Annotated in this window: 5 protein-coding genes; 3 read left to right on the top strand and 2 right to left on the bottom strand. The window is 46.5% G+C overall.

What is annotated here, in order from left to right:
* From DFP75_RS18265 to DFP75_RS18255, 3 genes are all read left to right on the top strand, one after another.
* A partial coding sequence (locus DFP75_RS18265) for a type VI secretion system Vgr family protein (protein WP_110577477.1) occupies positions 1–1,644 on the top strand: 1,644 nt, incomplete at its 5' end.
* A complete protein-coding gene (locus tag DFP75_RS18260; RefSeq protein WP_110577476.1) occupies positions 1,626–2,267 on the top strand; it encodes a DUF4123 domain-containing protein in 642 nt (213 codons plus the stop codon). The genes DFP75_RS18265 and DFP75_RS18260, both read left to right, overlap by 19 nt.
* A 3-nt stretch (positions 2,268–2,270) precedes the next feature.
* Positions 2,271–4,808, top strand: a complete 2,538-nt coding sequence (locus DFP75_RS18255) for a LysM peptidoglycan-binding domain-containing protein (RefSeq protein WP_110577475.1) — start codon at positions 2,271–2,273, stop codon at positions 4,806–4,808.
* Positions 4,809–4,877: 69 nt separating this feature from the next.
* Here the strand turns inward: DFP75_RS18255 and DFP75_RS18250 are convergent, their stop codons facing one another.
* A complete protein-coding gene (locus DFP75_RS18250) occupies positions 4,878–5,930 on the bottom strand; it encodes a formylglycine-generating enzyme family protein (protein WP_220032651.1) in 1,053 nt (350 codons plus the stop codon).
* Between the two features lie 192 nt (positions 5,931–6,122).
* The coding region (locus DFP75_RS18245; protein ID WP_146219968.1) for a type VI secretion system Vgr family protein at positions 6,123–6,923 on the bottom strand (801 nt) is incomplete at its 5' end.

Here is a 6,923-nt window from a genome sequence, read left to right as displayed (position 1 = left end):
CAAAGAACGCCCCTAGAGCGCGAGTTTTGCGTTCAGTACCGTGAGACCGACCTAGACTTTTTACACCGACTGGCCGCCGAAGAAGGCTGGGTCTATTACTTCACCCACGAAGAAGGCAAACACCTGCTGCACTTTGCTGATCAAAGCCAGTTTTTACCTAAGTACCCAGAAAAAATCCCGTACAATGTATTATCCGGTGGTGGCTCAGACGATCTTTACATCTCCACTTTGACGCACCACACACAAAGCTTACCAAGCCAAAGCACACTGAAAGACTACAGCTTCAAAAAGCCTGATTACCGTTTCTTGCACCAGCAAGAGGGCGAGAACATGGATTATCAGCTGCCCAATTACGAACACTTCGATGCCCCTGGGCGCTTCAAAGACGACGTCACAGGCAAAGCCTTTTCTCGTATTCGTCTAGAATACCTGCGCCGTAGTGCTCGCACTCTCGTGGGTAAAAGTAACCACGCTGGCATCCAAGCTGGCATGAAAATCACCATCGAAGGGCACAACGAAGACACCATCAACCAAGAATGGCTGCCGGTCTGGGTCGAACACCACGGCACCCAACCGCAAGTCTTGGAAGAAGAAGGCCAAACGGGCAGCACCACCTACAACAATAGCTTTACCTTTATTCCAGCCACCACCAACTGGCAAGCGACACCACAACCCAAACCGAGTGTCGATGGCCCCATGATGGCCACGGTTGTTGGCCCTGAAGGGGAAGAAATATTTTGTGACGAACACGGCCGAGTAAAACTGCACTTCCCATGGGACAGATACAGCGAAGCAAATGATCACAGCTCCTGCTGGGTGCGCGTCTCCCAAGGTTGGGCTGGCAACCAACATGGCATGATGGCCATCCCGAGAATCGGCAGCGAAGTCATCGTCAGCTTTTTAAACAGCGACCCAGATCAACCGATTGTTACCGGACGCACCTTTAACGCCAAGAATACGCCGCCATACCTTCTACCGGACAACAAAACCAAAACCGTATGGCGCAGCGACACCCACCAAGGGGAAGGCTTCAACGAGATTAGCTTCGAAGACCAAGTCGACAACGAAAAAGTCTACGTCCACGCGCAAAAAGATCACGAAACCGATGTCCTCAACGACAGCATCAGCCACATCGGCCATGACCAACACAGACAAATCGACAATGACCGCTTCACCCAAATCGGCGGAGAAAATAGCACAGGCAACGACCACCTGAGCATCAAGGGCGAAAGTCGCCATAAGATAGATAAAGACCAAACAATCACCATCGATGGCAGCTTGCAGCAGAAGGTCGGCAAGATCTCGGTACTAGAAGCAGGTGAAGAAATACACATTAAGAGCGGTAACAAAACCGTGATTGAAGCTGGAGCGGAAATTACCCTAGCGGCTGGCGGCAGCTTTGTAAAAATCGACGGTGGTGGCGTGCACATGGTCGGCGCCGCCATCAACCTAAACGCAGGCGGTGGCGCAGGATCGGGTAGTGGGTTTAGTGAACTATTGCCATTATTGCCGAGTGGTATTGTTTCGCCGCCACCGCCAGAAGCTACGTTAGCCATAGATTATGAGCCATCTATGGTATCGGGGGCTTTGCTGATTGAACATTGTGATTGTTCTGGAGACAAGAAATGTTCGATTCATTCTTAAAGGAATATGGCGTTAAAGCGGAAGAGCCTGTGAATGTGCCGCAGTATACCTATGTTATTGTTGAGCCTTTATTTGAAGAAGATTTGATGAAGGTTGTTTATCAAAATGGTGTAGCCGACCTTCGCCATGCCAAACTCTTTGCCGACACTGAATATCGTGATATAGCAGACAAAGGACCGATTATTGTCCAGCTTTCATCCAAAAATGATTCTTTTGCTGTTTTAAAGCAGCGGTTTGAAGAAAAGCCTTCTGGCTGTTTTATACAAAGTACTCAACCTTTTGAATCAGTTGTTACGTGGGCAAGGCAGCGTCTAACGGCACAAACAGGTCAGGCCAGCGCGCTGCTACGTTATTATGAGCCTCGTATGCTATTACCTCTTTTGGGTGGGTTAAGCCAAGAGGAAAAGACCAGTTTTATCTCCACAATCGGTTCAATACGTTGGTTTCATCGCGCTTGGTTAGCGCTTGATACAACAACGGCTACTTCACTATTACCTTTAGAACAAGATCAATCATCTAATAAGCCTGAGCAGATAGCAGACTATTCCGGATTAGTGCTGAGTTCCGAGCATCTTTCAAAAATGGCGTCGATTCAGCAGCAATGGGCAGAACAGGGAAAGTAACTCATGTCGAATAAAACTTACGTTATAAAAGAGGGCGATCAGCTATTAAAGATCGCTTTAGAGCAAGGAGTAAACTACATAGATTTGCTGGAGTTGAACCCTGCTTACCAAGCTAATCCTAATTTAATTCACTCTGGTGAAACGCTGATTTTATCTGCTGAAGAAGAAACGGTTGAGGAGCCAGAGACTAAACCTGCTATCGCCGAACCTGCAGGTTCCAGTATTCCTGCAGAAGGTTGCCTTCAGGGGAAGCCAGCGTGTCAGGGAGAAGATGTTTGTGATGTGTTGGTATTCAGTGATGATGAGCCAGAGCACTACTATGTGTTAACAACCAAAGAGCAACAGTCTTTGGTGCTGGAAGAAGCTGAGCAAATGTCTGTACTTGCGGCAGATTTTTATGACCTCACTATGGCGGCCCCTAAATCGGATAGCGCAGATAAAGCGGCAATTGAAGCCCACCGCGCAAAAAAACAGAAATGGTTAGAGCGGGCTTACCAATCGAATGTCTTGTCTCCAGAAAAGCTCACTGAAGAAAGTAAAACACACCAAAATAAAAGTAATGACGATTTTGCAGCAAACAAAATAGCTAACCTTACAGAAAGAAAGCAAATACTCGGTGGCTACTATAGTGATAATTACTTCTGGGGCGACCCAGAGTCAGTGAAGACCTTTCGTGACCGTTTAATTGCAGACATCAATAAAGAAATTGCCGAGTTTGAGCGTATACGAGAAAATGCGAGCAAAGAAAGCGGTGTAAAAGAGAATGGTTCTTCTAATGCGCAAACTGTGGGTCGTGATAGCAGTACTACCAATAAAAAAGGCTCTGAAACTCGCGTCAAAGCGGGTTTCCGTGAGGCTGTGCTGATATCTCAAAATAAAGTGATTTATGTCCGTGTCTCTTTCCTAGAGAATCAGAAAGCCAATTGGCGTAAAGTTTCCTCCTCGCCTAGTTTGAAAGCCGCCTTGTTGAGTAAAAAAGACGGTAAAGCGTTATTGGGCGCTATGCTAAAAGATATAAAAAGAGACATTGTTAAAGGGGCTAATGGAGGGTTATTTAATAATTTAGAAGGTACGCTTTATTCCAATAAATTAATGGATGAGAAATTTAAAGAGTGGAAGTTTAAGGTTGATAGTGCGGGTTCTTCTAGTGAAGACGCTAATTTCGCGGTGAGTGGTGAGGCGCAATTAGCGCGTTTTTGCTTCCACACCGATGCAAAAAGCCTAGTAAAGCCGAAAGATGGTGAAAAAAATGGTGAGGTCGATTTAGGTATCTCCGCTGGCGCTGAGATGTCCTTGTTAGAAGGGAAGATAGAGGCCTCGGCCTGCTTACCCCATCGTCGCGGTTACTATTTATATATCACCTATTTAGATGCCTCTGGTAAGGATGTTCAGTACCCTTTTGGTCAGTTCCGTGCGGAATTAAAGCTCGTACTGAGTTGCTTTGTAGGGGCGACGGGTTCAGTGGGCGCTACGGCGACAGTCCATACCAAACCAAAAGAGCAAAGCAGTGGACTAAGTGCGTTAGTAGGCTCTGGTATGAACTTGGATGTAGACAATAAAGCGGGCGGTGCCCTCACCGTTAAAGGCGAAGGTTTTGCTGGCGCGCAAGCAGGCGGTCAGGTTTCTGGGGCCTTGCAGTGGGAAGCACCAGAAAATATAGGTAAAGACAAATTTGATGCATTAGTAGAGGTGGTCGCCAGTGGTAACGTGGCGTTTGGTGCTGGGGCTGGCGTTGAATTTACTCTTAAATTAACACCGGATGGTTTTGAGCTCCATTGCAGCGCTTCTATGGTGTTAGGCCCTGGTGGCTCGGGGGGCTTTGGTGCTAAGGTGGATTTCACCAAGCTTTGGCCCTTAGCTAAGGTCATTTGGGGGGCATTAGCAGTAGCTGATTACCGTACCCTGCAATGCGTTGATGAGGTGGCTTATCGTTACTTGTCTAGAGCGGCCTATTACTTTTTTACTGTGCCGAGTGAAGCTCTGGAAGATGCTGTTGGTAAAGGGTTTGAGTTTATAGACTCTTGGTGGGACGAACAGGCTGCTGTTTGGAGTGATAGGGAGTTACGCTGCGCTGAAGCGAAGCAGCTTGCGAAAACTATTCTAGATGGTCAGGGAAAATATAGTGGAGTAGACCAGAATCAATTACAACCAGAAACCATAGGTATGTTGATGGATACTCTTGTACAGACTTTCTACTGGAACAGTGAGGAGCAGCAAGAGAAGGCCATTGTGATGCTATTGACAGGGAGTATCGGTCACTCATGGCGTAAGTTTGAAGAGGTGTTGGCACACATGAATCCTCAGGGAAAAAAGCAGTCTGGGGATCAGGCGTTATTTGATAATTTGGATCGCATAAATGCTATTTTGGCGGGAGATCAGCAGGAGCAATTCAACGATTGGATTAAGTGGTTGTCTGAAGGAGAAGATGATATCAATCAGCGATACCTTCTGGCATTTACCTATAAAACCGGGCCAGCTTTTCAAAACAAATTGTCGTTAGTTGCTCAACAAATTAGTGATGTTCCTAGTTTCTATGCCTAAGTAAACTTAACGTATAGCCCCGCTCGGCTTATCTAATTCGAGAAGGAGGGGCTATACGTTTATGTGGTCTCAGTTATGTAAAGGGGTTGTTTGTTGTAATCCGCAGCGAAACCCATAAGTGACATAATACTCATTAGTATTTTCGCCAATAAATCGGTTCATGACGACCGGACGATTGCCTTGTCCACCTCGTTGAACTTTATGTTTCCCTGTTTTAGGGCCTTGAGGGTCGTGCTGAGGAGAATGCTGGTAGTAGTCAGCGGAATACCAATCATTAACCCATTCTTTTGGGCCGCTGCTAAGGGCATAAATGCCCAGAGGGTTAGGGGGCCAGCTGTCTACATTGTTATGATAGTCATCTGGGGTGGGATAGTTCCATTCCTCTGGTTGCCATTCTTTTTTGTAGGTTGAACCATCAGGTCGTTTAATATATCGACCACTTTCTTTGGGGCGGACTTCACCGTCGTCGGTTGCGTAATAAATATTTTTTCCGCGGTTACGAGCGGCGTATTCCCATTGGGCTTCCGTTGGAAGGTCAAATGGGTAGCCAGTTAGCTCCCCCAGCCAAGTGCAATAGTCTTTAGCTTGCTGCCAGTTTTTTACTGGAGTAGCTCTTTTTAGTCGTTTGGCATTGAATCTGGTTTTGATTAAAGGTAGTTCATGGGCTAAACGATAGGCATTCATGTCGTAATAAGTAGTTTCGAACTTGGCCAGCGAATAGTTACTTAAGGTGACCTTGTGTAGATGGTTGGCTCCTTTTTCAGCGCTGGTTAGAAATGACATGCAGCTAGCGCCGGGCTCCCATTTCGCTAAGTTGATATCCACGTCCATGTTGCAGGGCATGCCAAAATCTCCCATCATGAAACTGCCGCCTTCAATAAACACCATGTTGTCAATGGCTTTAATGGCTACGTCTAGTATGTGTTGTTGTAGTTCAGCATCGGCATTGGGGTATTTTTCAGCGATGGTCTTTTGAATCTCCACGACTTTACTGTCATCAATTACCTTACTTTCTACAGAAGGCGTTTGCGAGCAGGCCATAAGAGACACCAGCAACGGTGTGGCTAAGGCAAAGCGGGTTAGAGATATCTTTACAGTAGGGAAGGTGCGAAACAATGTCATCATTCATCCTTTAATGTCTGTTTCCCTTTATTATAAAACAGCGAAAATTAGAAAAGAACGAAGATCGTCCCGTGAACTGTCAGGTCTATGTAAAAGTTGTTTTATGGATATTAGTAGGGTAGGTGAGAGGGAGGTAGTGATGCTCGTAGGTCTATGAGAGTCATCACTGTTTTAGTTGGTTATAAAAGAAGTTTATTCTTCAGTTGTTTTCTTTATTGTGGGTGGCTCAGCTTCCAAACCACTAAATCCACTACCAGATCCAGCACTGCCGCCTGAGTTGAAGTTGATGGCGGAGCCAACAACGTGTACACCAGCAGCGTCGATTTTTATAAAGTTGCCACCGACTTTGACGGTCATTTCTGATCCGGCTTCAATTACGGCTTTACTGCCACTTTTTAGATGAATTTCATTGGCAGCATCCAGTACGGCTTTCGAACCCACTTTCTGCTGCAAGCTGCCTTCTACTATTAATGTATGATCTTTATCCACTTTATGACGACGTTCTCCTTTAATAGTGAGGTGGTCGTTGTTGTTTAGCTGTGTAAATCTATCGTTGTCGATTTGTCTGTGTTGATCGTGGCCGATGTGGCTGATGCTGTCGTTGAGGACATCGGTTTCCATGTCTTTTTGCGCGTGGACATAGACTTTTTCATTGTCGACTTGATCTTCAAAACTGATCTCGTTAAAGCCTTCCCCTTGGTGGGTGTCGCTGCGCCATACGGTTTTGGTTTTATTGTCCGGTAGAAGGTATGGCGGCGTATTCTTGGCGTTAAAGGTACGCCCGGTAACAATCGGTTGATCTGGGTCGCTGTTTAAAAAGCTGACGATGACTTCGCTGCCGATTCTCGGGATGGCCATCATGCCATGTTGGTTGCCAGCCCAACCTTGGGAGACGCGAACCCAGCAGGAGCTGTGATCGTTGGCTTCGCTGTATCTGTCCCATGGGAAGTGCAGTTTGACGCGTCCGTGTTCGTCACAGAAGATTTCTTCCCC

Source organism: Marinomonas alcarazii (genome assembly GCF_003208215.1).
Lineage (GTDB): Bacteria > Pseudomonadota > Gammaproteobacteria > Pseudomonadales > Marinomonadaceae > Marinomonas > Marinomonas alcarazii.
The sequence above is the reverse complement of the archived record's forward strand: the minus strand, read 5'-3'. Positions and strand labels throughout refer to the sequence as shown.